This window comes from Actinoplanes sp. NPDC048967 (assembly GCF_040649415.1).
Lineage (GTDB): Bacteria > Actinomycetota > Actinomycetes > Mycobacteriales > Micromonosporaceae > Actinoplanes.
In genome coordinates this window covers 458,214-483,416 of sequence record NZ_JBEZFL010000002.1, presented here as the reverse complement: position 1 = coordinate 483,416, position 25,203 = coordinate 458,214, and the positions used below count along the sequence as shown (strand labels likewise).

27 protein-coding genes are annotated in these 25,203 nt (G+C 70.5%); all 27 read right to left on the bottom strand.

From position 1 onward, the window contains the following. Positions 1-2 precede the first annotated feature (2 nt). The 27 genes from AB0C12_RS08965 to fliD all read right to left on the bottom strand — a co-directional run bounded on the left by AB0C12_RS08965 (position 3) and on the right by fliD (position 25,162). Positions 3-1,571, bottom strand: a complete 1,569-nt coding sequence (locus AB0C12_RS08965; RefSeq protein WP_360545777.1) for a hypothetical protein — start codon at positions 1,569-1,571, stop codon at positions 3-5. Next, positions 1,561-3,603: a flagellar biosynthesis protein FlhA gene (gene flhA / locus AB0C12_RS08960; protein WP_360545775.1), complete on the bottom strand. Its 2,043-nt coding sequence runs from the start codon at positions 3,601-3,603 to the stop codon at positions 1,561-1,563. The genes AB0C12_RS08965 and flhA overlap by 11 nt, the downstream gene beginning before the upstream one ends. A gap of 77 nt (positions 3,604-3,680) precedes the next feature. Continuing rightward, positions 3,681-4,772 carry an EscU/YscU/HrcU family type III secretion system export apparatus switch protein gene (locus AB0C12_RS08955; RefSeq protein WP_360545773.1) on the bottom strand — a complete coding sequence of 364 codons (1,092 nt, stop codon included), beginning with the start codon at positions 4,770-4,772 and terminating at the stop codon, positions 3,681-3,683. A 3-nt stretch (positions 4,773-4,775) separates the two neighbouring features. Beyond that, the gene (locus AB0C12_RS08950; protein WP_360545771.1) at positions 4,776-5,540 is read right to left on the bottom strand and encodes a flagellar biosynthetic protein FliR; all 765 of its coding nucleotides are present in this window, start codon (positions 5,538-5,540) and stop codon (positions 4,776-4,778) included. Further along, positions 5,537-6,391: a flagellar type III secretion system pore protein FliP gene (fliP, locus tag AB0C12_RS08945; protein WP_360545769.1), complete on the bottom strand. Its 855-nt coding sequence runs from the start codon at positions 6,389-6,391 to the stop codon at positions 5,537-5,539. The genes AB0C12_RS08950 and fliP overlap by 4 nt, the downstream gene beginning before the upstream one ends. 1 nt (position 6,392) lies before the next feature. Beyond that, the gene (gene fliO / locus AB0C12_RS08940) at positions 6,393-6,815 is read right to left on the bottom strand and encodes a flagellar biosynthetic protein FliO (protein ID WP_360545767.1); all 423 of its coding nucleotides are present in this window, start codon (positions 6,813-6,815) and stop codon (positions 6,393-6,395) included. A 3-nt stretch (positions 6,816-6,818) separates the two neighbouring features. Then, positions 6,819-7,571, bottom strand: coding sequence for a flagellar motor switch protein FliN (fliN, locus tag AB0C12_RS08935; RefSeq protein ID WP_360545765.1), 753 nt, complete (start codon positions 7,569-7,571; stop codon positions 6,819-6,821). Beyond that, a complete protein-coding gene (locus tag AB0C12_RS08930; RefSeq protein ID WP_360545763.1) occupies positions 7,568-8,500 on the bottom strand; it encodes a flagellar motor switch protein FliM in 933 nt (310 codons plus the stop codon). The genes fliN and AB0C12_RS08930 overlap by 4 nt, the downstream gene beginning before the upstream one ends. 109 nt (positions 8,501-8,609) lie before the next feature. Further along, entirely contained in the window at positions 8,610-9,077 is a 468-nt protein-coding gene (locus tag AB0C12_RS08925) for a flagellar basal body-associated FliL family protein (RefSeq protein ID WP_360545761.1), read from the bottom strand. Positions 9,078-9,097: 20 nt separating this feature from the next. Beyond that, positions 9,098-10,114, bottom strand: a complete 1,017-nt coding sequence (locus tag AB0C12_RS08920) for a flagellar motor protein MotB (protein ID WP_360545759.1) — start codon at positions 10,112-10,114, stop codon at positions 9,098-9,100. Between the two features lie 2 nt (positions 10,115-10,116). Further along, positions 10,117-10,905 (bottom strand): flagellar motor protein, encoded by a 789-nt coding sequence (locus AB0C12_RS08915; RefSeq protein ID WP_360545757.1) that lies wholly within the window; start codon positions 10,903-10,905, stop codon positions 10,117-10,119. Further along, positions 10,905-11,198, bottom strand: coding sequence for a flagellar FlbD family protein (locus tag AB0C12_RS08910; RefSeq protein ID WP_360545755.1), 294 nt, complete (start codon positions 11,196-11,198; stop codon positions 10,905-10,907). Before AB0C12_RS08910 ends, AB0C12_RS08915 begins: the two co-directional genes overlap by 1 nt. A gap of 271 nt (positions 11,199-11,469) precedes the next feature. Continuing rightward, complete coding sequence (locus AB0C12_RS08905; RefSeq protein ID WP_360545753.1) at positions 11,470-12,669, bottom strand: flagellar hook protein FlgE; 1,200 nt, start codon at positions 12,667-12,669, stop codon at positions 11,470-11,472. A 3-nt stretch (positions 12,670-12,672) separates the two neighbouring features. Beyond that, the gene (locus AB0C12_RS08900) at positions 12,673-13,164 is read right to left on the bottom strand and encodes a flagellar hook capping FlgD N-terminal domain-containing protein (protein WP_360545751.1); all 492 of its coding nucleotides are present in this window, start codon (positions 13,162-13,164) and stop codon (positions 12,673-12,675) included. An 84-nt stretch (positions 13,165-13,248) separates the two neighbouring features. Next, positions 13,249-15,294 carry a flagellar hook-length control protein FliK gene (locus tag AB0C12_RS08895; RefSeq protein WP_360545749.1) on the bottom strand — a complete coding sequence of 682 codons (2,046 nt, stop codon included), beginning with the start codon at positions 15,292-15,294 and terminating at the stop codon, positions 13,249-13,251. Between the two features lie 27 nt (positions 15,295-15,321). After that, positions 15,322-16,254, bottom strand: a complete 933-nt coding sequence (locus AB0C12_RS08890) for a transglycosylase SLT domain-containing protein (protein WP_360545747.1) — start codon at positions 16,252-16,254, stop codon at positions 15,322-15,324. A 17-nt stretch (positions 16,255-16,271) separates the two neighbouring features. Beyond that, positions 16,272-16,946, bottom strand: a complete 675-nt coding sequence (locus AB0C12_RS08885) for a hypothetical protein (RefSeq protein WP_360545745.1) — start codon at positions 16,944-16,946, stop codon at positions 16,272-16,274. An 89-nt stretch (positions 16,947-17,035) separates the two neighbouring features. Then, a complete protein-coding gene (locus AB0C12_RS08880) occupies positions 17,036-18,343 on the bottom strand; it encodes a FliI/YscN family ATPase (protein WP_360545743.1) in 1,308 nt (435 codons plus the stop codon). Between the two features lie 12 nt (positions 18,344-18,355). Beyond that, on the bottom strand, positions 18,356-19,030 hold the full coding sequence (locus tag AB0C12_RS08875; protein ID WP_360545741.1) for a FliH/SctL family protein: 675 nt from the start codon (positions 19,028-19,030) through the stop codon (positions 18,356-18,358). Then, complete coding sequence (gene fliG, locus AB0C12_RS08870; protein ID WP_360545739.1) at positions 19,014-20,039, bottom strand: flagellar motor switch protein FliG; 1,026 nt, start codon at positions 20,037-20,039, stop codon at positions 19,014-19,016. Before fliG ends, AB0C12_RS08875 begins: the two co-directional genes overlap by 17 nt. A 42-nt stretch (positions 20,040-20,081) precedes the next feature. Further along, a complete protein-coding gene (gene fliF, locus AB0C12_RS08865) occupies positions 20,082-21,683 on the bottom strand; it encodes a flagellar basal-body MS-ring/collar protein FliF (protein ID WP_360545737.1) in 1,602 nt (533 codons plus the stop codon). Between the two features lies 1 nt (position 21,684). Then, positions 21,685-22,020 (bottom strand): flagellar hook-basal body complex protein FliE, encoded by a 336-nt coding sequence (gene fliE, locus AB0C12_RS08860; protein WP_360545734.1) that lies wholly within the window; start codon positions 22,018-22,020, stop codon positions 21,685-21,687. 2 nt (positions 22,021-22,022) lie between these two features. Further along, the gene (locus AB0C12_RS08855; RefSeq protein WP_360545733.1) at positions 22,023-22,418 is read right to left on the bottom strand and encodes a flagellar basal body rod C-terminal domain-containing protein; all 396 of its coding nucleotides are present in this window, start codon (positions 22,416-22,418) and stop codon (positions 22,023-22,025) included. A 5-nt stretch (positions 22,419-22,423) separates the two neighbouring features. Beyond that, on the bottom strand, positions 22,424-22,771 hold the full coding sequence (flgB, locus tag AB0C12_RS08850; RefSeq protein WP_360545731.1) for a flagellar basal body rod protein FlgB: 348 nt from the start codon (positions 22,769-22,771) through the stop codon (positions 22,424-22,426). Between the two features lie 185 nt (positions 22,772-22,956). Further along, positions 22,957-23,280, bottom strand: coding sequence for a hypothetical protein (locus AB0C12_RS08845; protein WP_360545729.1), 324 nt, complete (start codon positions 23,278-23,280; stop codon positions 22,957-22,959). Positions 23,281-23,285: 5 nt separating this feature from the next. After that, a complete protein-coding gene (gene fliS, locus AB0C12_RS08840) occupies positions 23,286-23,678 on the bottom strand; it encodes a flagellar export chaperone FliS (protein ID WP_360545727.1) in 393 nt (130 codons plus the stop codon). A gap of 14 nt (positions 23,679-23,692) precedes the next feature. After that, positions 23,693-25,162 carry a flagellar filament capping protein FliD gene (gene fliD / locus AB0C12_RS08835; protein ID WP_360545725.1) on the bottom strand — a complete coding sequence of 490 codons (1,470 nt, stop codon included), beginning with the start codon at positions 25,160-25,162 and terminating at the stop codon, positions 23,693-23,695. Between the last annotated feature and the right edge of the window lie 41 nt (positions 25,163-25,203).

Sequence of the window (25,203 nt, the reverse complement as noted above, 5' to 3'; positions counted from 1 at the left end):
GACTACCTGCCCCGGGCGGGCCGCCGCGGGAGAGCGGCCATCGGCACCACGTCCGCGGCGATCCGGGCGCACAGCATCGCGGCCCAGGCGTGCGGAGTGGCGGGCTTGCCGTCCAGCGAGACGATCGGCAGGTCCAGGCCCAGCACGGTGGCCGGGTCCGAGGTGATGTCGACGCTGTGCACGACCAGCGCCTCCACCTCACCGAGCGTCCGCAGGTGCCGGGCCGTGTCGGCGGTCTTGCGGGTCGCGTCCACGACCGCCCACACCGCGGTGGCACCGAGTGCGTCGCACATGTCGCTGACCCAGATCGGGTCCGTCCCGCCGACCGGTGCGTCGACCACCACGATCCAGGCGTGGTCGGCGCTCTGCAGCCGCTCCGCCTTGCCCGCGGCGGCCGGCGGGTCACCGAGCACCCGCGAGGAGTGCATGCCGGTGCCGGCCGCGGTGGGCCCGCCCAGCATCAGGTGCGCCTGGTCGATCCCGGCCTGCTCGCAGAGCTTGCGGCCGATCGGCAGGGCGTGGTCCAGATCCCCGCAGAGCACCAGGATCTCGCCGGGTGCGTCCGGGACGGGCGGTGCGCCGGGCCGCGACGCCAGCACGCTGAGCACCCCGGCGTACGTGTCCCCGCCGATGATCTGCGCGGCCATCTCCTCCGGCATGCCGACCTTCATGAGGTTCAGCTGCACCGGATCGCCCTGGAACTGCCGCAGCACCGCCGGCGGCTGAGCCGTCGTCGTCGCGTGCACGGTCGGCGCCGGTGCGGTCGCCGGCACCCCCAGCCCGAGCCCGGCCAGCGTCTCGGCCAGCCCGTTGCCGGCCGGCGCCGGCGAGGTCGGCACCAGCCCGTACGCCGCGGCGGCGGTACGCGGCGGCGCCGGATTCTGCGCGGCCCGGTTGGCGGCGGCGTTCGTCGGGAAGGCCGGCGCGTCGTTCACCCCGAGACCACCCATGAGCTCCGCCAGCGACGGTACGGGCGGCAGCGGCCGTGTGCTGCCGGAGCCGCCGTTGACCGGGGAGCCGGTGGCCTGGGCCGGGCGGAACGGCCGTACCGTCGGGCCGTCCGGCCGGTCCTCCTCGGTGGCCTTGGGACGTGGCCCCGGCCGGCCCCACGGGTTGGTGTCGGCCTTGTCCAGGCCGGCCATCAGCTCCGCGAAAGCGGCGCCCGGATCGGCCACGGCCCGCCCGGCCGCGCCCGGCTGACCGGCACCCAGCTGACCGGCCCCCGGTCCGGGCCGGCCGACCGCGGCTTCGGCGTCCCCCATCCCCGCGTCCCGGCCGGCCAGCCGGTCCGTGACGGCCGGGCCGTCCGGCGCGATCCGGTCCCGGGACTCGGCGCGCGCCAGCAACTGTTCCAGCGTCTGTGGCGGCTCTTCGGCCGCCGGTGGCCGGCGCGGTACGTCACGTTCGTCGGCGTCCGGAACTTCGACCGACAGCTCGTAGTGCTGCTTGGCGAAGAAACCGCCGAAGCCACCGCTACGGACCTTGTCGGCCGAGATGATCCGGACCGATGAGCCGTACTCGTCGCGCACCTGCGCCAGCAACGGCTCGATGGCCGGCCCCTCAAGCAGCACCCGCGTAGGCACCGTTCACCACCCCCATGGTCTCGATCTGTGCGGTGGAACCAGAGATCTCGGAATAGGACAGCACCTGCACCCGGCGGGAACCCGCGCGCAGGAGACGCATCAGTGGCAGCCGTAGCTGCGGTGAGCAGGCCAGCACCGGGGTGATGCCCTGCTGTTCGGCCGCCTCGACCAGCCGGCCGGCCTCGGTGACCATGGCCTCGGCCCGCATGCCCTCGATCGCCATGAAGGCACCGGTCTCGCTCGGGCGCAGCGACTCGAGCAGGCTCTGTTCGAGCATCGGGTCCAGCGTGATGACGGTGAGCCGGCCGCCGGCCGCGTACTGGGCGGCGATGGCCGGTCCCAGGGCGGCCCGGGCCGCCTCGACCAGGCCGTCGTGGTCGACGGAGACCTTGGCCCGCAGCGACAGCGACTCGAAGATCCGGACCAGGTCGCGGATCGGTACGCCCTCGTCGAGCAGCGCCTGCAGCACCCGCTGGATCTGGCCCAGGCTGAGCAGCGACGGCGTCAGCTCCTCGACCACGACGGGGTGGGTGCGCTTGACCATCTCGGTCAGCGACCGCACGTCCTCGCGGCCGAGCAGGCGGCTGGCGTTCTGCCGGACGATCTCGGCCAGGTGGGTGATGATCACGGACGCCCGGTCCACGACCGTCGCGCCGGAGAGCTCGGCCTGGTAGTGCAGCTCGGCCGGGACCCACTTGCCGGCCAGCCCGAAGACCGGCTCGACGCCGGCCCGGCCGGGCAGCGCCTGCAGGCCGTCGCCGATCGCCAGCACGGTGCCGGGCGGGGCCTGGCCGGTACCGGCGTCGACCCCGCTGATCCGGATCGCGTACGAGGAGAGCGGCAGGTCCAGGTCGTCCCGGGTCCGCACGGGCGGCATCACCATGCCCAGCTCGAGAGCCATCTTGCGGCGCAGGGCCCGGACCCGGTCCAGCAGGTCGCCGCCGTTGGAATCGACCAGGTCGACCAGGTCGGGTGAGAGAGCCAGTTCCAGCGGGTCGACGCGCATCTCGCCGAGCAGCTGTTCGGGGGAGTCCGGTGCGGGGCGTTCGAGCTCGGCTGCCGGGGTGCCGGCGACCACCGGCTCCGGGTCCTTGATCCGCTGGGCGATCAGCAGCACCGTGCCGCCGATGAGCAGGAACGGGATCTTGGGCAGGCCCGGGATCACGCACAGCCCGAGGGCGGCGCCACCGGCGATGCGCAGGGCCAGCTTGTTCTGGCTGAGCTGGGCCGTGACGCTGCTGCCCATGTCGCCGCTGGTGGCCGACCGGGTCGTGATGAGACCGGTGGCGACCGAGAGCAGCAGGGCCGGGATCTGCGAGACCAGGCCGTCGCCGACGGTCAGCAGGCTGTAGTGGTTCATCGCCTCGCCGGGCGACATGCCCTCCTGGAGCATGCCGATGGCGAAGCCGCCGACCAGGTTGATGACCGTGATGATGATGGCGGCGATGGCGTCACCCTTGACGAACTTGGAACCACCGTCCATCGCGCCGTAGAAGTCGGCCTCGGCGGCGACGTCGGCCCGGCGTTGTTTCGCCTCCGCCTCGTCGATCAGACCGGCGTTGAGGTCGGCGTCGATCGCCATCTGCTTGCCGGGCATCGCGTCGAGGGTGAAGCGGGCCCCGACCTCGGCGACGCGCTCGGCGCCCTTGGTGACCACCACGATCTGCACGATGATCAGGATCATGAAGATCACCAGGCCGATGACCAGGGAGCCACCGACCACGAAACTGCCGAACGCGTGAATGACCTTGCCGGCGTCACCGTCGCGCAGCACCAGCCGGGTGGCGCTGATGTTGAGCGCCAGCCGGAAGAGGGTGGCGACCAGCAGCAGGGCCGGGAAGACGGAGAAGTCGAGCGGTCGCTGGACGAACATGGAGACCAGCAGGATCAGCAGGGCGCCGGTGATGTTGAGCGCGATGAGCAGGTCGAGCAGGAAGGTCGGCAGCGGCACGACCATCATGACGATGATGCCGATGACCCCGACGGGTACGGCGAACTTGCTGAGGTTGCGGTTCTTCACAGCACCCCCTCCACTTGCTGATACTCCCGCAGTGGCGCGCGTGATGTGAGTAAATCTCCCAGATTGTGGCTATGGTCCTATGCGGCCGCCGGGGTCGGGTTCGGGTTGCGATGGACCCCGGCCGCCGATCCCTTGGCCTTCAGGCTCATCACGAACGCCAGCACCTTGGCCACCGTGCCGTAGAACTCGGCCGGGATCTCCATGCCGACCTCCACGCTCTGCTCCAGCGCCCGGGCCAGCGGCACGTCCTGCACCATCGGGATGCGGTGCTCGGTGGCCAGCTCGCGGATCTTCTGGGCGGTGTTGCCCTGGCCCTTGGCGATGACCCGCGGGGCGCCGTGCTCCGGTTCGTACCGCAGGGCGACGGCGACGTGGGTCGGGTTGACCAGCACCACGTCGGCGGTCGGCACGTCGGCCATCTGCCGGTTGCGGGCCATGGCCATCTGTTTGGCCCGGATCTGGCCCTTGACGTGCGGATCGCCCTCGGTGTTCTTGTGCTCCTGCTTGACCTCCTCCTTGCTCATCCGCAGCTGCTTGTTGGTGCGCTTGCGCACCACGAAGTAGTCGGCGGCGGCCATCACGATGCCGGCCACCGCCGCCGCCCGGATCAGCGACAGCACGGCGTCGTTGATGACGCCGAGCAGGGAGCCGATCTGCAACTGACCCGCGGTCATCAGCAGCGGCACGATGTCCTTCATCGTCAGGTACAGCACGCCGCCCAGCACCCCGGTCTTGACCAGGGCCTTGGTGCCCTCCCAGAGCGACTGCATACCGAACATCTTCTTGATGCCGGGCAGCGGGTTGAGCCGGTTGAACTTCGGGATGAACAGCTTGGTGGCAACCCGGATGCCGCCCTGGGCACCGGCCGCGGCGACGCCCACCGCCATCATCGTCAACGCCAGCGGGAGCACGGCCCAGGCGGCACTCATCAGGCCGTCCTTGAGAATGCCCATGGCCACCTGCGGATCGGGGTCCGCGATGACGTCCGGGACCTTGGCCATCAGCTCCCGCGAGTGCTCCATCGTCGAACCCAGCGTGCGCGGCAGCACGATGCTGGCGGCCAGCATGCCGACCCAGGCGCCGATGTCCTGGCTGCGCCCGATCTGACCTTCCGCCTTGGCCTTCTTGAGCTTCTGGGCAGTGGGCTGTTCGGTCTTCTCGCCGGCCACGGATCACCCCCCGCTCAACCGGACGACCGCGGTGACAGCCTTGTCGATCAGGGTGTCGAGGGCCCGCGGCAGGACCGCGATGGCGGTCCCGGACAGCGTCAGCAGCAGGAAGATCTTCGCCGGGAAGCCCAGCTGGAACGCGTTCAGCGCCGGCGCCACCCGGTTGAGCAGGCCGAACGCGACATCGGTGAGGAACAGCACGGCGATCAGCGGACCGGCGATCTGCACCGCGGCCACCACCATCTCGCCGATCCCACTGGTGAGCAGCCGGCTCAGCGTCTCCAGCGAGAAACTCGCGTCCAGCGGCAGCGTCTTGTACGACTGCAGGAACCCCCGCAGCACCAGTTGGTGCCCGTCGCTGGCGAACAGCAGCGTCGCCGCCACCAGGTTGTAGAAGCGCCCGAAGACCGAGCTCTGGTTCTGCGACAACGGGTCGTAGGCGGACGCGAGGGTGAAGCCGCCGAAGACGTCCAGCAGGTCGCCGGCCGCCTGCACCGCGGCGAAGAAGAGGTACGTGATGAAGCCCAGCGCCGCGCCCACGAAGACCTGCAGCACCGAGCTGGCGATGATCGCCGAGGTCTGGATGGTGGGCACCGAGGTGGTCAGGTACGGCGCCATCGGCAACGCCAGCCCGATCGAGAGCAGCACCTTGACCTGCCCCGGGATGAGCCGGGAGTTGAACGGCGGGCAGAGCATCAGCCACGCGCCGGCCCGGGCCGCACCCAGCATGATGGCGACCAGCTCCGAGATCGGCAGATCCCAGTTCATTGATACGACCCCACGAGCGCCGTGATGATCAGCCCCCAGCCGTTCACGAGCACGAAGAGCAGCAGCTTGAACGGCATCGCCACGGTCACCGGGGGCAGCATCATCATGCCCAGCGACATCAGCGACGCGGAGACGACCATGTCGATGATGAGGAACGGGATGAAGATGACGAAGCCGATGATGAAGGCCGCGCGCAGCTCGGACAGCACGAACGCCGGGATCAGGGTGGTGAGCTCCACGTCGGCCGGGGACGCGGGCTTCTCCTGCCCGGACACCTTGACCAGCAGGGCCAGCTCGTCCTCGCGGGTGCTCTTGAGCATGAACTCGCGCAGCGGCTGCACCCCGTCGGCGAACGCCTGCGACTGGGTCTTGTCGCCGGCCAGGTAGGGCTGCACACCCACCTCGTTCACCTGTGACACCACCGGGCTCATGATGAACAGGCTGATGAACAGGGCCAGCCCGGCGAGCACCTGGTTGGGCGGCAGGCTGGTCAGCCCCAGCGCGTTGCGGGTGATCCCGAGGACCATGAACACCTTGGTGAAGCAGGTGCACAGCAGCAGCGCCGCCGGGGCGACCGAGAGCAGCGTCAGGCCCAGCACGATCACCAGCGAGGAGGCCGGCTTGCTGCCGTCGGGATTCGTACCGTTGATGTTGAAGTTGATGCTGCCGCCGCTCGGGGTCACCGTGGGCGCGACCGGGGCCGTCGGGCCCGGCGCGCGCGGCAACTCGTAGCCGACCGGCACGGCGGCGGGCGCGGGCACGGGCATGGGCTGCGGCGCGGCCTGCGCCGCGGCGGCCGGCACCAGCGCGCCGAGCGCGAAGAGCAGGATCAGCAGGGTACGACGCCACATGTCAGCGCCTCGTCGTCCGGTCGCGCAGGAAATCCAGGGTCGAGCTCCACGTCCGCGGGGACAGCAGCGAGCCGTCCAGCTTGCCGCCGTGATGCGGCAGCACGGTCGGGTGCACCGCCGGAAGCACACCGTCGGCCGCGACCACCGGCTCGGGCCGGACGTGGGGCTCATGCCCGAACGCGTCCAGGTCGGTCTCGCCCAGCAGGCTGACCTGGGTGTCGGTGACGCCGAGGATGAGCGCCCGGTCGGCGACCTGGACCACCGCCACCGACGAGCCGCGGCTCAGCGACTGCCGGTTGAGCACCGACAGGTTGCCGGATCCGCGCCGGCCCACGCCCCCGCGCCGCGCCACCCTGGCCAGTCCCCACATCAGGCCGAAGACGACCAGCAGCGAGAAGCCGATCCGCAGCACGAGCTCGAACAAGGGTTACTCCCGTTCGCTGCCGGGAGCGACGATCTCGGTGATCCGGATGCCGAAGTTCTCGTCGATGACGACGACCTCGCCGCGGGCGATCAACCGGCCGTTGACCAGCAGGTCGGCCGGGCTGCCGGCGGCCCGGTCCAGCTCCACGATCGCGCCCGGGATCAGCGAGAGCAGCTCCCGCACGCTCATCCGGGTGCGGCCCAGCTCGGCCGAGACCTCCATCTCGACGTCGTGCAGCATGTCCAGCCCGCCCCGCATGGGCGCGACACCACCCTCGCCCCGGCGGGCCACGCCACCGGGTGCGCCGTCGGACGGCCACGGTGTCAGCGTCATGGCGATGACCGCCCTGATGTCGCCACCGTCCAGCAGCGGCACGGCGACGGCGTCGTTCTTGGCGGCGATCGCGCTCAGCGCCACGCCCGACTCCATGAGCTGGCCCGGGTCGAGCACCACCGGGCCGAACGCCCGGGCCGCGGCCTCCAGCGCCGGCCGGACCGCCGCGGTCAGGTCCAGCTCGCCGAGCGGGCTCTCCTTCAGCGCGTCGGCCAGGTCCTGCCCGACCACGACGACGACCTCACCGGTCGCCGCCCCGCTGAACCGGGCGGTGACGGCCTGCCCGGTGGTCAGCATGTCGGCGCTCGCGCTCACCGGCGCGCCGACCAGCAGCTCACGGCTGGTCGGGAGCACGGCCAGGGCCGCCTCGGCAGCGCTGCGGACCAGCGCGAGCTGGGGATCGGTGATCGTGGGCGCGGTCATCGGCGCTCCTCCTTGGGTGACGGCACGACGAGGCAGGCGAGCCGGGCACCCTGGTTACCGGGCACTGCGTGTGCAAAAACGGTCTCGTTGACGGTGACCTCGAGCGGCACGCTGGTCGGGTGGGCCAGCGGCACGACATCACCTGGTCGTAGATCCACAATGTCATCGGTACGCATGCGAATGGGCTGGAATCGGACAGCTACGTCAATCGGCGCCGCGGAAAGTCCGGCGGTGAGGTTGCGCAGCGAGGTGTCGCGTACCATCCGCTCGGCCGCGGTGAGCTCGATCGTCTCCTGCTTCTCGAGCACCGGCAGGATGGTGCTGAACGGCAGGCAGATGCTGGCCACGCACTCCTCGGTGCCGATCTTCACCTCGAACGAGGCGATCACCACGGCATCGCCCGGCTGGTGCGCGCGCAGGAACTGGGCGTTGTACTCGATCTCCTTGAGCTTCGGGGAGATGTCGACCAGCTGTTCGAAGCCGTACCGCAGCTCGCCGAGCATCCGTTCCATCAGCCCGCGCAGCAGGGGCATCTCGACCTCGGTCAGCGGCCGCTCCGGCTGGGCGCCGCCGGGGCCACCGAGCATGTGGTCGATAGCGGTCATCGCGGCCGAGGAGGCGAGCTCCAGCAACACCGTGCCGGAGAGCGGCTCGATGGAGACGACCGCGATCACGGTGGGGTTGGCCAGCGAGGAGATGTACTCGTCGTAGTTCAGCTGCTCGATCGAGACCAGGGACACGCTGCTGACCACGCGCAGCCGGGTGGTGAACAGCGTTCCGCAGCTGCGCGCGTACGTCTCGAAGGCGATCTGCAGCGTGCGGATGTGCTCGCGGGAGAGCTTGATCGGCTTGCGGAAGTCGTACGTGGTGGGGCCGGCGTTGCCGCGCCGGGCCATCTTGCCGGGGGATCGGGTCGGAGACGTGGTCACGTCGTCCTGATCGGCCGGGTTGCGGAACCGCTGAGCCGCCGGGCGTGCTTTGTCCCCGGCTACGCGAAATGGGCAGGTCCGCGGGGAGCGGACCTGCCCATCGCGGGGGTCACTGGGTGACGAAGGAGGTGAAGTAGATGCCCATCACCAGGTGCTTGTGGTCGACGTTGTACGCCTTCTCGATCTTCTCGAGCAGCTCTTCCTTGGCCTTGAGCCGGCCCTTCTCGGTCTCCAGCTCGGCCAGCTCCTTGCCGGTGTAGTTGTCGATCGCCAGGTCGCGGGCCTCCGCGAGGTCGACCTCCTCCTCGCCGGCCTCCTCGGTCATCTGCAGGGCGAACCCGAGCTTGAGGTAGTGCGCGTCGGCCAGGTTGATCGTCATCGTGTCCTCGATCGCCACGACCGCGCCCTTCACCGGCTCCGGCTCGGCGGCCTCGGCCGCGTCGCCCTTGAGGAAGAAGAACCAGCCGCCGGCGCCGCCCCCGCCGAGCAGCACCACGGCGAGGATGATGATCATCAACATCTTCTTGGACTTCTTCTTCGGCGCTTCCGCCGTAGCGTCCTTGTCGTCCTTGCTCATCGGAACTCCTCCTGTCGTGGTCAGTCGTGCGGGGTGGTGGACTCGGTGGTTGATTCGGTCGTGCCGGCGGTCGCTTTAGCCTCCGCGGCAGCTTGCTTGGTGGTAGTTCCGGTGTGCAGCTTCGCGTCGTCGCCCGCTGCCGCCGGCAGCAGCGCTGCCTGCTCGGCGTTGAGCTTGGTGAGCACGACGACGTCCACCCGGCGGTTCATGGTGACCGCCCGCGGGTCCTTGGGGTCGATCAGCGGCTTGGTGTCGGAGAAGCCCACCGCGCTCATCCGGTCCTTGGGCAGGCCGTGCCCGATCAGGTACCGGACGGTGGTGGACGCCCGCGCCGCGGACAGCTCCCAGCCACTGGGGTAGTACGTGGTGGTCGCCTTGAGCTGGTTGGTGTTGCCGTCGACCTCGATGTTGTTCGGCAGCTTGGCCAGCGTGGGCGCGATGGCGTCGAGGATCTTGCGCCCGCCGGCCCGCAGCTCGGCCCGGTTGCCGGCGAAGACGACCTCGTTGGTGACCACGGTTACCACCAGGCCGCGCTCGTTGATGGTGAACTTGACCTGGTTGAGCAGCTTGGCCGCCTCGAGCGCGTCGGCGATCTTCCGTTCGATCTCCTTGAGGTTCTCGGCCTCCTTGGTGGCCGCCTTCGCGTTGGCCGAGGCCTCCTTGCGGCTCGCGGCGAGCAGGGCCCGCTGCACCGCGTCCTTCTGCTCCTTGGTCATGCCCTCCGTGCCGCTGCCGCCGTCGCCCGGGTTGGTGCCCGGGTCGATCGGGACGACGTTGGTGCTCTGCCCGGCGCCCTCCAGGTTCGAGACGTTGCCGGTCATCGCGACGCTGGAGGCACCGAAGCCCTCGGAGAGGCCGGCCGCCAGCTCGGCGAACTTCTTCTTGTCGACGTTGCTCATGCTGAACAGCACCACGAACAGGACGAACAGCAGCGTGAGCATGTCGGCGTACGACACGAGCCAGCGCTCGTGGTTGACGTGCTCCTCGTGCTCCTCGTGGCCGCCCTTCTTCCGGCGCCCCCCGCCGCCCGAACTCACGGTTAGGCCGCCTTCTTGGTGGACGCGGCCTCGGCCGCCTTGGCGGCGTCCGGCGGCAGCAGGCTGCGCAGCTTCTGCGCGACCAGGCGCGGGTTGGAGCCGGCCTGGATCGCGAGCACACCGTCGATGACCAGTTCCATCTCCTCGGCCTCGATGCCGGAGAGCCGGGTCAGGCGGGCCGCGACGGGCAGGAAGATCAGGTTGGCGGACAGCACGCCCCAGAGCGTCGCGACGAACGCCGCGGCGATGGAGTGACCGAGCGTCTCCGGCTTGTCGAGGTTCTCGAGCACGTGCACCAGGCCCATGACCGTGCCGATGATGCCGACGGTCGGGGCGTAGCCACCCATGTTCTCGAAGATCTTCATGCCGGCCTTGTCGGCCTTCTTCTTGGCGCCGACCTCGGCGTGCAGGATGTCGTGCAGTTCCTCGGGGTCCGTACCGTCGATGGCCAGCTGCAGGCCGCGCTTGAGGAACGGGTGCTCGACGGTCTTGACCGCGTCCTCGAGGGCCAGCAGGCCCTCACGGCGGGCCCGCTCGGCCAGCTTGACGATGTCGTCGACGAGCTTGTTCGGCGGCGTCACCTTGGCCAGGAAGGCCTTCTGCAGCAGCTTGCCGGCGCCGAGGGCGTCCTTGAGCACGCCACCGGCCATGCCGGCGCAGAACGCGCCGCCGAAGACCAGCAGCATGGACGGGATCAGGATGATGGAGGCCGGGCTGCCGCCCTCCAGGATCTGCACGGTGAAGACGATGGCCAGTGCGATGACTACACCAAGGATGGTGGCGAGGTCCATCAGCGGTCCTTCCGGTGCAGCTGCAGGACGTTCGTCGCAGCGGTCTCGTCGTCGTGGTCAGTGGGCCCGGGCTCGGCCAGCAGGGCCGGCTCGGACTCGATGCGACTCGCCTGGGCGATCAGCGAGGCGCGGTAGTGGCGCACCGAGTCGATGAACTCGGGCACCGATTCGGCGATGACGTACTTGGTGCCGTCCACCAGCGTGATGACCGTGTCGGGCGTGCAGTCGGCACGCTCGACCAGGTCGGGGTTGAGGGCGAACACGGCTCCGTTGAGGCGGGTTACGAGAATCACGACATCCGTCCTTGGGGCGTCTTTTGGCTGGTGGGCCGTCCATGGCCCGTCCTTAGTCACTTCGGCGTGGTACCGGTTGCCAATGAGCGCGACCTGGTCACTTTCCGGGTGCGAGCCGCCCCGGAAAGAGCAAAGCCGGGGCCGGCAGACCTACCCGGCCCCGGCATAAGCCGGTGTTTCTGCTTGGCTCGCCCAAGCGGGTGCTTCTGCTTGGCCCGCCCAAGCGGGTGCTTCTGCTCAGCCCCCGCCTAAGCCGGACCATGCATCCGATTCACCGTTTGAGGTTGACGAGTTCCTGCAGGATCTCGTCGGAAGTGGTGATGATCCGGCTGTTGGCCTGGAAACCGCGCTGGGCGATGACCAGGTTGGTGAACTCCTGGGCCAGGTCGACGTTCGACATCTCCAGCGCGCCGCTGGTGATCAGGCCGAGGCCCGCCGAGCCGGCCGAGCCGACCTGGGCCAGGCCCGAGTTGACCGTGCTGCGGAACATCGAGTCGCCGATCTTCTCCAGACCGTTGACGTTGTTGAAGTTGGCCAGCGCGAGCTGACCCAGGGTCTGCTTCAGGCCGTTGGAGAAGACACCGACGATCTGGCCGGTGTTCGACACCGTGTAGGAGCTCAGGATGCCGGCGGCGGAACCGTCCGACGCGCTCACCCGGGCCTCGGTGTTGCCGCTGTACTGGGTGATGTCGGTGATGTCGACGGTGAGGCCGTCGAGCACGATGCTGGTGACCGGGTCGGTGCCGTCGTTCGGCTTGCCGTTGACGAACGGGATGGCCACCGGTGTGCCCGAGGGCGTCGACGCCGTCCACTCGTCCTGGCCTGACCTGGTCAGCGTCACGTTCAGGGTGCTGGAGGCGCCGTTCCCGTCGATCACGGGGATGGGGATCACCTTGGAGCTTCCCGGCGCGACACCCGTGGGGTCGATCGGTGCCTCGTACGACAGGTTGCCGGTCAGGGTGAACTTCGAGGTTGCCGCCGGGGCCAGGCTGATGCCGATCGGCAGCTTGATGTTGCCGGGCGCGCCCGCCACGTTGACAGCGCCCTGCGCGTCCGCGCTCCAGCCCTGCACGATCTGGCCGTTGGGCGTGGTCAGTGAGCCGTTGGCGTCGAAGGTGAACGAGCCGGCCCGGGTGTAGACCGTCTCGCCGCCGCTCTTGGTGATGAAGAAGCCGTCACCCTGGATCATCATGTCGCCGGACTTGCCGGTGGTCTGCGCGGCGCCCTGGCTGAAGTTGGCGTTCACGCTGGCTGTCCGCACACCCAGGCCGACCTGGGCGGGGTTCGTGCCACCGGAGCCGTTCTGCGGGGCGCCGGCCGCGTTGACCATCTGCGACAGCGTGTCCTGGAAGACGGTCTGGCTCGACTTGTAACCCGTGGTGTTGACGTTGGCGATGTTGTTGCCGGTGACGTCCATCATCTGCTGGTGCGCGCGCAGGCCGCTGATGCCGGAGAAGAGAGAACGCAGCATGGGTCAGGTGTCCTTCGGGGTAGCGGGATCGGTGGTTGTCGCTGGTCCGGTTGCGGTTTGCTGGACTTCCGTGACCTTGGACAGCTGCACATCCGTGTTCCCGACCACGAGCGTCGGTTCGCTGTCTCCGTTGAGCTTCGTCTTGGTGACGACGCCCGTCTGGGTCATGCCGTTCGCGTCCTGATACGTGACCGTGCGGCCGACCAGCGCGCTCGCGCCGATCAACTGCTGGGCCTGCATCATCTCGGCGATCTGGCCGAGCTTCTCGACCTGGGTGAACTGCGCCGTCTGGGCCAGGAACTGGGTCGAGTCGGCCGGGTTGCTGGGGTCCTGGTACTTCAGCTGCGCCACCAGCAGCTTCAGGAACGTGTCCTGATCGGCGACCGACTTGCTGGTGCCGGCGTCCGTCTTGGTCTTGTTCGTGTACATCGACGTCGCGGTGACGTTCTTGGCGTCGAATTCCTTGCTGACGTTTCCGCCGATCGGTGACGTCATGAACAAGTCCTCCAGAGTTCGAGTCGGTGGCCCTCGCCCTCAGTTTCGGCGGGTTCGCCGATTCACTTAGCCCCTGTTTTCGGGTCAGGCCCGGATGTCGAGGCGGCTGTTGCCAGTGGTGCGAGGGGGACCGGTCTCGGCCGGTACGGGAGCCGGTTCCGCGGTGTCGCCGCCGTTCCCGCCGCGGGTCCCGTTGTTGCTGCCCATGAACGCGAACTGCTGGCGCGCCTGGTCCTGGCCGGTGCCCTGCCGCAGGTCCAGCGAGGCGTTGCCGAAGCCGGACTGCTGAAGTTCACGCCGCAGGTCGTCCAGGGCGTTGCGCAGCGACTCGTGGCCCGCGTCGGTCGAGCTGGACAGCTGCACGTTGATCTCACCGTTGCGGATCTCGGCGACGACCTGCACCGGGCCCAGATCGGCGGGGTGCAGGTTGACGGTGAGCCGGTGCACGCCGTCCGCGTCCAGCCGCAGCGGGATGATGCGGGCGGCGAGCTGGGTGGCCTGCGGACTGGGTGCGGCCGGGGCCGGCGGCGGGGCGTCCGCCACCGGGGCGGTGGGTGCGGTGGGTGCGGTCGCGGCCACTCCGGCATTTCCGGGTACGGCGAAAGGCTGTTCGGTACCCGGTGCGGTGGTGGGCGGCTGCGGGGTGTTCGTACCGGTGCCCGGTTGTCCGTCCGGGTTCTGCCCGGCGGTGTCGCCGCCGGTGCTCGCCTGTTCGCCGAGCGGCGGTGCCTCGGCCGGGGGCACGTCGGTCGCGGCAGCCTCGGGTCCGGTGGTGGCAGTGTCGGCGGCCTGTGAAGCGGCCTCCGTGACCGGAGTGGTTGTGGCTTCCGGGGTGGCGGCCAGTGCGGCTGCGGCGGGTGCCGGAGCTGCCGGATCGGTGCCCCGGGCCACACCCTGGGTGGTGCCGGGTGCCACCGGGGTGGCAGGAGTGGCAGTGGCGGCCGGTTGTGCTTGCGGGGCCGGAGTGTGGGTGGCGTTGCTCGGGTTGGGTGCGGTCCCGGAGATGCCGGTCTGCGTGGCGGCCTCGCCCTCGGCCGGCGTCGTCGCGGTCGCCTGCGCGCCGCCCGCGCCGCTGGCGCCGGCGGCATCGGTCCCCGGCGTCGCCGGAGCGATCGGCGTCTGGCCGGCGACCGCGGTGCCAGCCGTAGCGGTGCCAGCCGTCGCGGTGCCGGGAGCGGCGGTATCGGGCGTCGCGGTACCGGGCGCGGCTGTGCCGGGCGTCGCGGTACCGGGCGCGGCTGTGCCGGGTGTGGCAGTACCGGGCGTCGCGGTGCCGGGTGTGGCAGTACCGGGTGTGGCGGAGGCGGTCGTGCTGGTGCTGGTGGCGGCTGTCGTTGTTGCCGGTGTCGCTGTGACTGCCGGCGTGGTTGGCGTTGCCGGTGTCGCCGTCGGCCCGGTGGTGACCGGCCCGGTCAGGACCGGACCGACAGCGGACATCGCGGTCTGGGCCAGGACGGCCGGGGGAGTCGGCGGTACCGGCCCGGTGGTCTCGGTCTCCACCGGCTCGGTCTCGACCGGCTCGGTCTCGACCGGCTCGGTCTCCACTGACCCGGTCCCAGCTGACTCCGTCGCCACCGGTCGGGTCTCCCCGTCGACGGCCTGCTCCGGGCGCGCGGTCTGCCGCCCCGCCATGCCCTCGACCTCCCGGCCCCGCGGCCGGAGCTCGTCCGCCCCAGGGGGCGTGGGCCGAGTCTCCAGCTGCTCGGCGGCGGGCCGTTCGACAGTGGTGCGCTGCGCGGCCGGCCTGGCCTGCGACATCCGCTGCGGCGCGGCCCGCTGGTCGGTGGCGCGGTTGGGCCCAGCCCGGTGCTGGGCGGCGCGGTTCTGCAGCCGGGCGTCGACCGAGCGGGACTCGGCCTGACCCAGCGCCGCCCGGTGCGCGGCCGCGGAACGGTGCAACGCGGCCTGGTCCTGCGCCCGCTGCTGCGCCGACCGGCTCTGCGCCGCCTGGCTCGCCTGATGTTGCCGCTGCCGGTCCGCGCGGGCCTGGGCCTGGTCCGCCGGGGCCCGGTCCAGCTCGGCGGAGAGCGCCGAACCGAAGGCGTCCGCGCCCTCACCCGCTCGGGGGCCCGTACGGCGCCCGGCGTCGGTCGTCGGCTTGCGGTCCGGCCCGGTGACGGAGCTCGTCATGCGGCGGTTCCCCTCTGAGTACGGCGCTCAGCCGAGCGCGGCCAGCGCCTTCTGGACCTTGGGCACGTACGCCTGGGTCTCCGCGAACGGCGGGATGCCCCCGTACTTGTGCACGTTGCCACCGCCGGCGTTGTACGCGGCCAGCGCCAGCGGCAGCGACTTGAACTCCTTGAGGTGGCTGGAGAGCAGCTTCGCGGCACCGTTGATGGCCTGCTGCGGGTCGAACGAGTTGTCGACGCCGAGGCCACGTGCGGTGGCCGGCATGAGCTGCATCAGGCCCTGCGCGCCGGCCTTGCTGACGGCCTTCGGGTTGTAGCCGGACTCGACCTTGGCCACGGCGGCCAGCAGCTTCGGCGAGACGTCGTACTTCGCGCCTGCCTTGAGGAACATGTCCGCGTACGGGACGCCGGCCAGTGAGGTGGAGTTCTGCAGGCTGGCCGGGCGTACGGCCGCCGCGGTCCCGGCGCCGGTGGCGGCGCGGGCGGCGAGGTCGGTGCCGACGACCCGGCGGATGTGGGTGGGCGCCTCGTAGACCGACTGGATCTTGACGTGGTCGCCGGGCTTGGGCGCCGCGATCATCTTGTTGTCGCCCAGGTAGATGGCGACGTGGTCGACCGGCTTGTCGAAGGCCAGGATGTCGCCGGGCTTCGCGTCGCGCATGCTGTCGACCTTGGTGCCGACCCGCGCCTGCTCGCCCGAGGTGCGCGGCAGGTCGATGCCGAGGTCCTGGTACGCCTTCTGCACCAGGGCCGAGCAGTCCAGTCCCTTGGCGGCGTTCGTGCTGCCGAAGACGTACGGCGTGCCGAGGTACTTCTTCGCGGCGTCGACCACGGCCTGCCCGGTGACACCGGTGGTGCCCGTGGTGCCGGTGGCTTTGGTGAGCGCGCTGGCGAAGGCGGCGTCCGGCGCCGCCGGTGGCGCGATCCCGAGCTGGGACTTGAGCTCGGAGATGCGGGACATGACTCCCTGGACACCAATCATGCGCGGCTCCCGTCGTCGGCGTTGCCCTCGTCGGTGAGTTCGGCGGCTTCGTCGTCGCGCTTAGCGGCAAGCGAAAGTGTGGCCCGGGCGGCGTCGATCGCCTGCCGGGCGTTCGCCAGGTCGACGGCGGGCCGCTGGGCGGCCACCGAGTTCGCGGTCTCCCGGGCGGCGTCCTCCCGGTCGGCGGCGGTGCCGTTGCCGTGGCGCAGGGTGCTGGCCCGTTCCTCGCTGGTCGCGTCGATGCCCCGGGCCGCGTTGCGGGCCTTGGCCGTCACGGCCATCTCGTCGATGGCGAGCTGCTCGGTCCGCAGGTCGTGGGCCTTGACCGCCGCGGCGTGCCGTTCGGCCATCGACTCCACCGCCCGGCGCCGCTTGGCCGCGTCGGCCAGCTCGGCCTGCTTCTCCCGGGCCAGGTCCTCGGCGTCGGCGACCATCCGGTGCGCGCCGGACAGGGTGGCGGCCATCGACTGGCGGGCCACCATCGAGGCGACCATGGCCCGGGCGGTGCCCTCGGTCGGCGCGTCCGCGCCGGCCAGGTCGAGCTGACGGCGCTTGACCAGCGCCTGGGCGTCGCGGATCTCCTGGCGGGACTGGATGACAGCGCCCTTGGCGGCGTCCTCCTGAGCCTTGCGGGCCCGCAGAACGGGTCCGAGCCGGAACAGGCGATTCACGAGACCTCCCGATGCGTCGAGGCGACTCCCTCATCATTGGTTCGGCCCGGGCCCGGACCGGCTGAGCGCCTGCACCCGAGCTGCACCCGTCAGGAGGCGGCGATGAGCTGCCGTAGCGCCTGCCACGACTCCGCCGCGCTGACCTTCTCGTCCAGGCCCTGGCGCAGGAAGGCGGTGATCTGCGGCCAGATCGCGGTGGCCCGGTCGGCGTCCGGGTTGGTGCCGGGCACGTACGCGCCGATCTCGACCAGCTCGCGGACGTCGCGGTGGGCGGCCATCAGCCGGCGCAGCTCCGCGGCGTCGCTCTTCTGCTCCGGGGTGGTGATCCGGTTGGCCACCCGGGAGATCGAGTCGAGCGCCTGGATGCTCGGGAAGTGCCCGGCCGTGGCCAGCTTGCGGTCGAGCACGATGTGCCCGTCCAGGATCGAGCGGGCCGCGTCGGCGATCGGCTCGTTGTGGTCGTCGCCCTCGACCAGCACCGTGTAGAGGCCGGTGATGCTGCCCCGGGCGCCGGGCCCGGCCCGTTCCAGCAGCGAGGCGAGCATCGCGAAGACCGACGGCGGGTAACCGCGGGTGGCCGGCGGCTCGCCGACGGACAGGCCGACCTCGCGCTGGGCCATCGCCGCGCGGGTCACGCTGTCCATCATCATCAGCACGTCGCCGCCCTCGTCGCGGAAGTACTCGGCGATCCGGGTGGCGACCGAGCCGGCCCGCAGCCGGACCAGCGGCGGCGTGTCCGAGGTGGCGATCACCACCACCGAGCGGGCCAGCCCCTCGGGGCCGAGGTCGTGCTCGATGAACTCGCGGACCTCCCGGCCCCGCTCGCCGACCAGCGCCACGACGTTCAGCTCGGCCGTGGTGCCCCGGGTGATCATGGACATCAGCGTGCTCTTGCCCACGCCCGAACCGGCGAAGATGCCGATGCGCTGACCGCGGCCGCAGGGCACGAGCGTGTCGAGCACCCGTACGCCCAGCGGCATCGGCGCGTCGACCAGCTGGCGTTCCATCGCCGAGGGCGGGGCGGCCTCGATGCTGACCATCGCGCCCTTCAGCGGCGGGCCGCCGTCCATCGGGCGGCCCAGGCCGTCCAGGATGCGGCCGCGCAGATCCGGGCCGACCGCGACGCGCAGCGGACCGCCGGTGGAGACCACCGGGCTGCCGGTGCTCATGCCCGCGATCGGGCCCAGCGGCAGGCAGGAGAGGCGTTCACCGTCGATCGCGGCGACCTCGGCCAGCACGGCCTCGTCACCCTCGCCGATCTGCAGCAGTTCGCCGACCCGGGCCTCCAGCCCGCTGACGGTCACCCGCAGGCCGACCGCGCCGGTGACCTTGCCGCGGCTCAGCGGCTGGGCGGCGGTCAGGGCGGCGTTGATGCGATTGCGGAAGACGTCGGTCACCGGTCGGGCCTCTCACAGTCTCAGCGCGGCCCGCGCTCTCGCCACGGCGGCGGCGATGGAGGCGTCGACGGTCGTGGTGCCGGTCTCGGCCACCGCGTCGCCGGGGTGCAACGCCGGTTCGGGCCGCAGATGCACCGGCCGGCCCTCGTAGTTGTAGTCGGCGTCGGTTGCCGTACCGACCAGATTGCGGAAATCGTCGGGATGCAGGCTCACCACGATGTCGCCCTGCTCGGGCGCGGCGTTCATGGCCCGGCGCAGCGCGGCCGCGGCCCGGCCCTCCGGGTCGTCCATGGCCCGGCCGACGATGGCCTCGGCCAGCTCGAACGCGTGCGCCAGCACCGCCTCCTGCAACTCGTGCAGGGTGGGCATCAGCTGGGTCTCCAGGTTGGTGACGGCCCGGCCCAGCGCGTTGACCGCCTGGGCCAGGGCGGCCGCACGACGCTGGTCGTGCGCCTGCTCCACGGCCCGGGCCCGCTCGGCGGCCGCCTCGGCGGCGACCGCCGCGGCCCGCTGGCCCTGCGCCCACCCCTCGGCGTAACCGGTGGTCCGGGCCTGCTGCTTGGCCCGCTCGACCGGCGCGCTGTCCTCGGGTACGCCGCGGCGCAGGTCCACGCCGAAGCGGGCCGCGGTGGCCGCCTCGGCGACGCTGCCCCGCAGCACCGGCCCGTCGTCAGTCGATGAGCTCATCGGCCTCGCCACCACGCTGGATCTCGATCTGGCCGGAGTCCTCCAGCGCGCGGATCACCGCGACGATCTTGGTCTGCGCCTCCTCGACCATCTTGACCTTGACCGGGCCCATCAGGTCGATCTCCTCCAGCAGGTTCTCCCGGCCCCGCTCGGAGAGGTTCTGGGTGACCTTGTTGCGGACCTCCTCGGCCACGCCCTTGAGCGCGGTGGCGAGGTCGGAGGGCTCGACCTGGCGCAGCACCAGCTGCACCGAGCGGTCGTCGAGGTTGACGATGTCCTCGAACATGAACATCCGCCGCCGGATCTCCTCGGCGATCTCCGGGTTGCGCGCCTCCAGGGCCTCCAGGATGAGGCGCTCGGTGGTGCGGTCGGCCCGGTTGATGATGTCGACCAGCGGGTCCAGGCCGCCGACGGTGGAGAGCTCGTCCGGCTGGAGCACGGTGGAGAGCTTGCGCTGCAGGGCCACCTCCACCTGCCGGATCACGTCCGGGGAGGTGCGGTCCATGACGGCGATCCGGTGCGCGACGTCCGACTGCACCTCGGGCGCCAGCCCGGACAGGATCGAGCTGGCCAGTGCCGACGGGATGTGGGCCAGCACCAGCGCGATCGTCTGCGGGTGCTCGTACTGCACGTAGGAGAGCAGCTGCCGGGGGTCGGCGTGGCTGAGGAAGTTGAACGGCATGTCGGTCATCGAGGCCTGCAGCCGGTCCAGGATCAGCTGGGCCCGCTCGGTGCCCAGCGACGCCTCCAGCAGCTCACGGGCGTACGCCATGCCGCCGGCGCCGGCGTGCTTGGTGGTGGCCAGAGCGTAGAACTCGTCGATGACGTCGCCGACGACCTGCGGCTCCAGCTTGCCCAGCCGGGCGATCTCCGCGGAGATCTCCTCGACCTCGTTCTCCTTCATGTTGGCGAGCACCCGGGTCGAGTACTCCTTGCCCATCCGGACCATCAGGATGGCGGCCTTGCGCAGACCGGTCATCGACGTCGTGGTCAGCCCGGGTGTGGTCAACGCGGTTCCTCCTTGAACCAGGGGGTGGACGTAACGGGACGGCTACCGGGTGGCGGCGAGCCAGCCCCGCAGCAGCGCGGCCATCTCCTCGGGCTGGTCCTCGACCATCTGCTCGATCTCGCGCTGGCGCTCCTCGAGGGCTTCCAGGTCCGCGTTCGCCGCCTCGATCGCGGGCGAGGGGATCGCCGCGTTGAGCTGCGCCAGCCGCTGCTGCTCCAGCGCCGCCTGCATGTCCTCGAGGTGCTTGAGCTCGGCCGGGGTCAGCGCCTTGCGCTTCTTGGCCCGCCGGCTGGCCCGCCAGGCCAGGAAGATCAGGAGCAGCACGACCAGGGCCATCGCCGCGGTCTTGATCAGGGAGGTCTGCTTGGCCGACTGCTCGGCGGCGGCGGACGCGGCGAGCGCGTCCTTGGCCGCGGTGGCGGCACTGGTGTCGAACGGCATGGCGCTGACCGCGATGGTGTCCCCGCGGGTGGCGTCGATCCCGGCCGCGGCGCTGACCAGCGCCTGCACGTCGGCGGAGTTGACCGCGCCGGCGGTCGTGCTGTCCAGCAGGACGGCCACGTTCAGCTTCTTGATGCTGCCCGGGGCGCTCTTGCGGGCCTCGGTGGTCTTGTTGACGGCGTTGTTGCGCACGGTGTTGCTGTTCTCGTACTGCCCGGCGCCGTTGCTGGTGGTCGCGCCGTTGGGCACCTGGATGTTGTCCGGGCCGAGCACGCCGCCGGTGCCGTTGCCGTTGCCGTTGTACGCCTCCCGGCTGATGCTCTCCGACAACGCGGCGACGGACGGGTCCGAGGTGTAGCGCTCGGTGGTCGTCTCGGTCTGGTCGTAGTCGAGCTCAGCGGTCGTGGTCACCACGGCGTGGCCGGGTCCGACGACGCTGTCGAGCATGTTCTGCAGGGAGGAGTTGAGGCGGTTCTGGAAGGCGACGGTCTGTGACTCCGTACCGCTGTCACCGCCGGTGGCCACCGCGGCGCCGCCGCCGGTGGACAGGATCTTGCCGTCGGCGCCGGCCACGGTGACCTGCTCCGGGTCGAGACCCTCGACGCTCGACGCGACCAGGTGCACGATCGCGCGGACCTTCTCGGCCGTCAACGGCTTGTTCGCCGCGGACTGCACCAGCACCGAGGCCGTGGTCTTGTTCTGGTCGTCGGCGAAGACGTCCTTCTGCGGCAGCACCAGGTTGACCGTCGCCGCCTCCACGCCGTCGATCGACTTGATCGTGCTGGCCAGCTCACCCTGCAACGCCCGCTGGTAGTTCGTGTGCTGCATGAAGTCGCTGGTGGTGATGCCCTGCTGGTCCAGCAGCGCGTAGCCGGTGTCCGACTCGCCGGGCAGGCCCTCGCCGGACAGCTGCAGCCGCAGGTCGTACACCTGGTCCTTGGGCACCAGGATGGTGCTGCCGCCGTTGCTCAGCTCGTACGCCGTGCCGCTCTTCTGCAGCGACTCGACGATCGCGCTGGCGTCCTTGCTCGACAGGTTGCTGAACAGGGCGGAGTACGACGGCTTGGACGCCCAGGTGGCGAAGAAGTAGCCGCCGATGAGCAGGGCGAGCACGGCGGCGACGGTGACGGCCTTCTGTCCCGGGGTGAAGGACTTGAAGGTGTCACCGGCCTTGCGTACGGGCGCGGGGAGTCGGTCGCTCATGTCAGGCCTGCATCCTCATGATCTCCTGGAAGGCCTCCACAGCCTTGTTGCGGATCGCCATGGTCAGCTGCAGTCCCAGCGCGGCCTCGGTGGAGGCCATCGTGTACTGGGCGGGGTCCTGCAGCGTGCCGTTGGCGACCTGCACGGCCAGGTCCGAGGCCTTGGTCTGGGAGGCCTGGACGCTCTCGAGGCCCTTGGAGAGCATGCCCGCGAAGTCGGTGTTCGGACCGGTGACAGCCTTGGTCGGGCCGGCGCCGGCGACACCGTCGACGCCGGAGACCGCGCCGATGCCGCTGAGGCCGCTGACCGCGCCGAGCGCGCTGATCGGAGAGGTCATGGTCAGCCCTTCCCGAGCTGGATCGCCGCTTGGTAGGACTCCCGGGCCCGGTCCACGACCGAGAGGTTCGCCTGGTACGCGCGCTGCGCCATCATCAGCTGGGCCATCTGGCTGCCGAGGTCGATGTCCGGCCGGCGTACGTAGCCCTCGGTGTCGGCCATCGGGTTGTCCGGCTCGTACGCCAGCACACCCTCCGCGCTGCCGTACGCGATGCCGCCCACCTGCGCGCCGTTGCCGTCCTGGGCCTCCTGGGCAACGACATAGCGCGCCTGGAAGGCCTTGTCGGACGTCTTGCTGACGTTGTCCATGTTGGCGATGTTGTCCGAGACGGCGTCCAGCCACTTGCGGTAGACGGTGACGCCGGATGCGGCGGTGCCGATCGCGTTGAAGGTGCTCATCTGGCTCAGGCCCCCTTGATCGCGTCGCGGATCAGTCCGTATTTGCCGTCGAGGGCGCGCAGCGTGAGCTGGTAGCGCATCGTCGTGTCGATGTGCGAGAGCGTCTCCTCATCGAGGTTGACGTTGTTGCCGTTCAGGCGCGTCGGCTCCAGCGAGTTCTGCACGCTCGGCGAGACCGTCGAGGGCGACTGGCCGTGAGCGACGGCGCTGCTGAGCGCCTCCTCGAACTTGACCTTACGAGCCTGGTAGCCGGGGGTCTCGATATTGGAGATGTTGTTGGCGATGGCGTTCTGCCGGGCGGACAGGCCGGCCACTGCGACGCGGAGCGAGGACGATGCGACGTCGTCGAACACGGCAGTTCCCTTCTGCGGAGGAGGTGCCTGTCCCTGGCGATAGGTCGGAGCAATCCGTTGCTCGTACTCTCCGATTCGGCCCGTCGGCCGATCCGCTGAGTCCGAAACGGTTGCTGGTGGGTTGCACACAACAACCCGAGACCCCTGCCGGGGTCCCGGGTTGTGACAGAGCTGGTGCTGGTGGGTCAGATGGCGCAGTCGATGTAGCTGGGAATGCCTTTGCCGGCCGTGCCGACCTCCACCCGGGCGGCGAAGGCGGTCTGCCGCCGGTTGGCGGTGATCGCGAGGGCGGCCGCGCGCGCCGCCTCCAGCTGGCGGGTCAGGATGAAGTCGGCCCGCGGGCGGAGATCCAGTGGCAGCGGGCCGAGGCCCGGCGGCGGCGTCCACGGTGTCGCGGCCGGCAGCTCCTGGCTGCGGTGCTCCTCCGCGATCATTCTCTCCACGGCCTCGACATCGGCCTCGAGCTCGTCGAGGGCGGCGATCCAGGCCTGGCGCCAGTCGTCGGCCATCGGGATCACCCCTCGGCCGCCGCCGCGGCCATGGCGGCCTCGCGCCAGGTGTCGCGCAGGGGTTCCATCAGTCCGCGGATGGCGCTGACCTTGGCCAGGTCCCCGCGTACGTTGGCGTTGACCAGCTCGGTCTCGACGAACGTGTAGAGCGCGGCCAGTCCGGCGGCGCCGTCCCAGGCGTCGAGGTTGAGCGAGACATGCAGCTCGGTGACGATGTCCTGGGCGTGCAGCAGGTGCGTGTTGGCCCCGGAACGGTTGCCGGCGGCCAGCGCCTCCTCGCCGCGGACCAGGTCCACGACCAGGCGGTCGAAGAGCATCAGCAGCAGTTTGGCCGGCGAGGCGGTGGCGGCGACGTCGGCGAGGTAACGCTCACGCATGGCCGGTGAGAGGTTGGTCATGGAGTGCGCTCCGTTCAGCCGAGACCGGCGAGCTGACCCGCCAGCCAGGAGGATTGTTGCTGCATCTTGCCCAGGGCCACCTCGAGGCTGGAGAACTGCTTCTGCAGCGCGGTCTTGCGCAGCTCCAGCCGCACGTCCCACTCGCTGACCTGGTCGTTCAGGCTGGAGATGGTCTTGGTGTTGCGCTCGATCAGCGCCGGGATGGTGCCCTGCCGGGCCTTGGTCGGGTTGTCCGGGTCCTTGACGCCCTCGCTGGCGATCAGCGCCATCGTCTCCAGCTTGCGGCCCAGGCCGACGGCCGTGTCGAGGCCCGGCTCGAAGGTTCCCTCCGTGCCGTTGCCCTTGGCGGTGGTGACGTCGGTGTAGGAGTCGAAGAACTTCGCGGCCCGGGCCGGATCGGCCTTGTACGTCTTCAGGAAGGCGTCCTTGTCGAAGCCGATCGTGCCGTCCTGCTTGATCGAGACGCCGACTTCCTTGAAGCTGGCCGTCGTGCCGTTCGAGCCGAGTCCGGCCGCACCACCCGAGACGGCGCTCAGGATGTCCTGGCGGAGCTTGCGGATGGCGGCGTCGCCCACGAGCGGGCCGGCGGCGATCTCGCCAGACTTGATCTTGCTCTGCGAGGCGAGCTCGTTCAGCACCACGTTGGCGTTGTCGACCAGGGCCTGCACCTTGGTGGCGATGCCGTCGACGTCGGCGCCGATGTCGACGGTGACCGGTGCGTCTCCCGGGGCCTGCGCCTTCGCGGCGGTGACGGTCACGCCCGGAAGGATCTCGGCGAAGGTGTTGGTCGCGGAGTTGATCGCGTAGGCGCCGCCGCCCTCGCCGACCGTCAGTACGGCGTCGCGGCCGTCGATCGTGACCGAGGAGGTGCCGAGGTCCAGGCCCTCGGGAAGGCCGAGGCTGTCGATCTTGGCTGCCGCGGCCGCGCCGCTCTCCTTGGCGGTGAGCTGCAGGGTGTACCGACCCGGCGCGATCTGCACGGCCGACGCCTTGTACGGCGCTTCCGCCTCGCCGTTGATGGCGGTCACGACCGCCTGCAGCGACCGGTCCGTCGGCGTGAGCGGCTTCTTCGTGCCGTCCTTGAGGTAGATGTCGAAGGAGTCGTTGCTCATCACCGGGGCCGCGTCGGCGTCGGTGATCGAGGTGACGGACTGGTCCTTGAACGTCTGCAGGCGGGTCGCGGCGAGCTGGTCGACGTGGAAGCTCAGCGAGCCGGCGGAAGCCCCGGGCTGGGCCGAGATCGCCGCGGCGCTCGAGCTGGAGGTGGCCTTCATGCCACCCCAGGTGTCGCTCTTGCCCAGCGCGGTGGCCGCGGCGGCGAGGCTGGACAGCCTGCTGTTCACGCTCTGGTAGGCGGTCACCACCTTGTTGACCGTGCTGACCTTGCTCTTCAGCGCCGTCTGCGGGGCCGCCTCGATCTGCATGAGCTGGTTGATCGTGTCCGTGGTGCTCATGCCACTGATCAGGCCGTCGATACTGGCCATCGCGCTGATCCCTCCGTCTGTGGGGCTGGAACGGGACGGGC

What these genes read in the sequence shown, in the direction of transcription:
- fliP (WP_360545769.1), bottom strand. Translation starts at nt 6,391, where the DNA reads ATGTGGCGTCGTACCCTGCTGATCCTGCTCTTCGCGCTCGGCGCGCTG.
- AB0C12_RS08905 (WP_360545753.1), bottom strand. Translation starts at nt 12,669, where the DNA reads ATGCTGCGTTCTCTCTTCTCCGGCATCAGCGGCCTGCGCGCGCACCAG.
- fliS (WP_360545727.1), bottom strand. Translation starts at nt 23,678, where the DNA reads ATGACCAACCTCTCACCGGCCATGCGTGAGCGTTACCTCGCCGACGTC.
- AB0C12_RS08890 (WP_360545747.1), bottom strand. Translation starts at nt 16,254, where the DNA reads ATGTCCCGCATCTCCGAGCTCAAGTCCCAGCTCGGGATCGCGCCACCG.
- AB0C12_RS08845 (WP_360545729.1), bottom strand. Translation starts at nt 23,280, where the DNA reads ATGGCCGACGACTGGCGCCAGGCCTGGATCGCCGCCCTCGACGAGCTC.
- AB0C12_RS08925 (WP_360545761.1), bottom strand. Translation starts at nt 9,077, where the DNA reads ATGAGCAAGGACGACAAGGACGCTACGGCGGAAGCGCCGAAGAAGAAG.
- fliD (WP_360545725.1), bottom strand. Translation starts at nt 25,162, where the DNA reads ATGGCCAGTATCGACGGCCTGATCAGTGGCATGAGCACCACGGACACG.
- fliE (WP_360545734.1), bottom strand. Translation starts at nt 22,020, where the DNA reads ATGACCTCTCCGATCAGCGCGCTCGGCGCGGTCAGCGGCCTCAGCGGC.
- AB0C12_RS08895 (WP_360545749.1), bottom strand. Translation starts at nt 15,294, where the DNA reads ATGACGAGCTCCGTCACCGGGCCGGACCGCAAGCCGACGACCGACGCC.
- AB0C12_RS08900 (WP_360545751.1), bottom strand. Translation starts at nt 13,164, where the DNA reads ATGACGTCACCGATCGGCGGAAACGTCAGCAAGGAATTCGACGCCAAG.
- AB0C12_RS08915 (WP_360545757.1), bottom strand. Translation starts at nt 10,905, where the DNA reads ATGGACCTCGCCACCATCCTTGGTGTAGTCATCGCACTGGCCATCGTC.
- AB0C12_RS08950 (WP_360545771.1), bottom strand. Translation starts at nt 5,540, where the DNA reads ATGAACTGGGATCTGCCGATCTCGGAGCTGGTCGCCATCATGCTGGGT.
- AB0C12_RS08855 (WP_360545733.1), bottom strand. Translation starts at nt 22,418, where the DNA reads ATGAGCACCTTCAACGCGATCGGCACCGCCGCATCCGGCGTCACCGTC.
- fliF (WP_360545737.1), bottom strand. Translation starts at nt 21,683, where the DNA reads ATGAGCGACCGACTCCCCGCGCCCGTACGCAAGGCCGGTGACACCTTC.
- AB0C12_RS08875 (WP_360545741.1), bottom strand. Translation starts at nt 19,030, where the DNA reads ATGAGCTCATCGACTGACGACGGGCCGGTGCTGCGGGGCAGCGTCGCC.
- fliN (WP_360545765.1), bottom strand. Translation starts at nt 7,571, where the DNA reads ATGACCGCGCCCACGATCACCGATCCCCAGCTCGCGCTGGTCCGCAGC.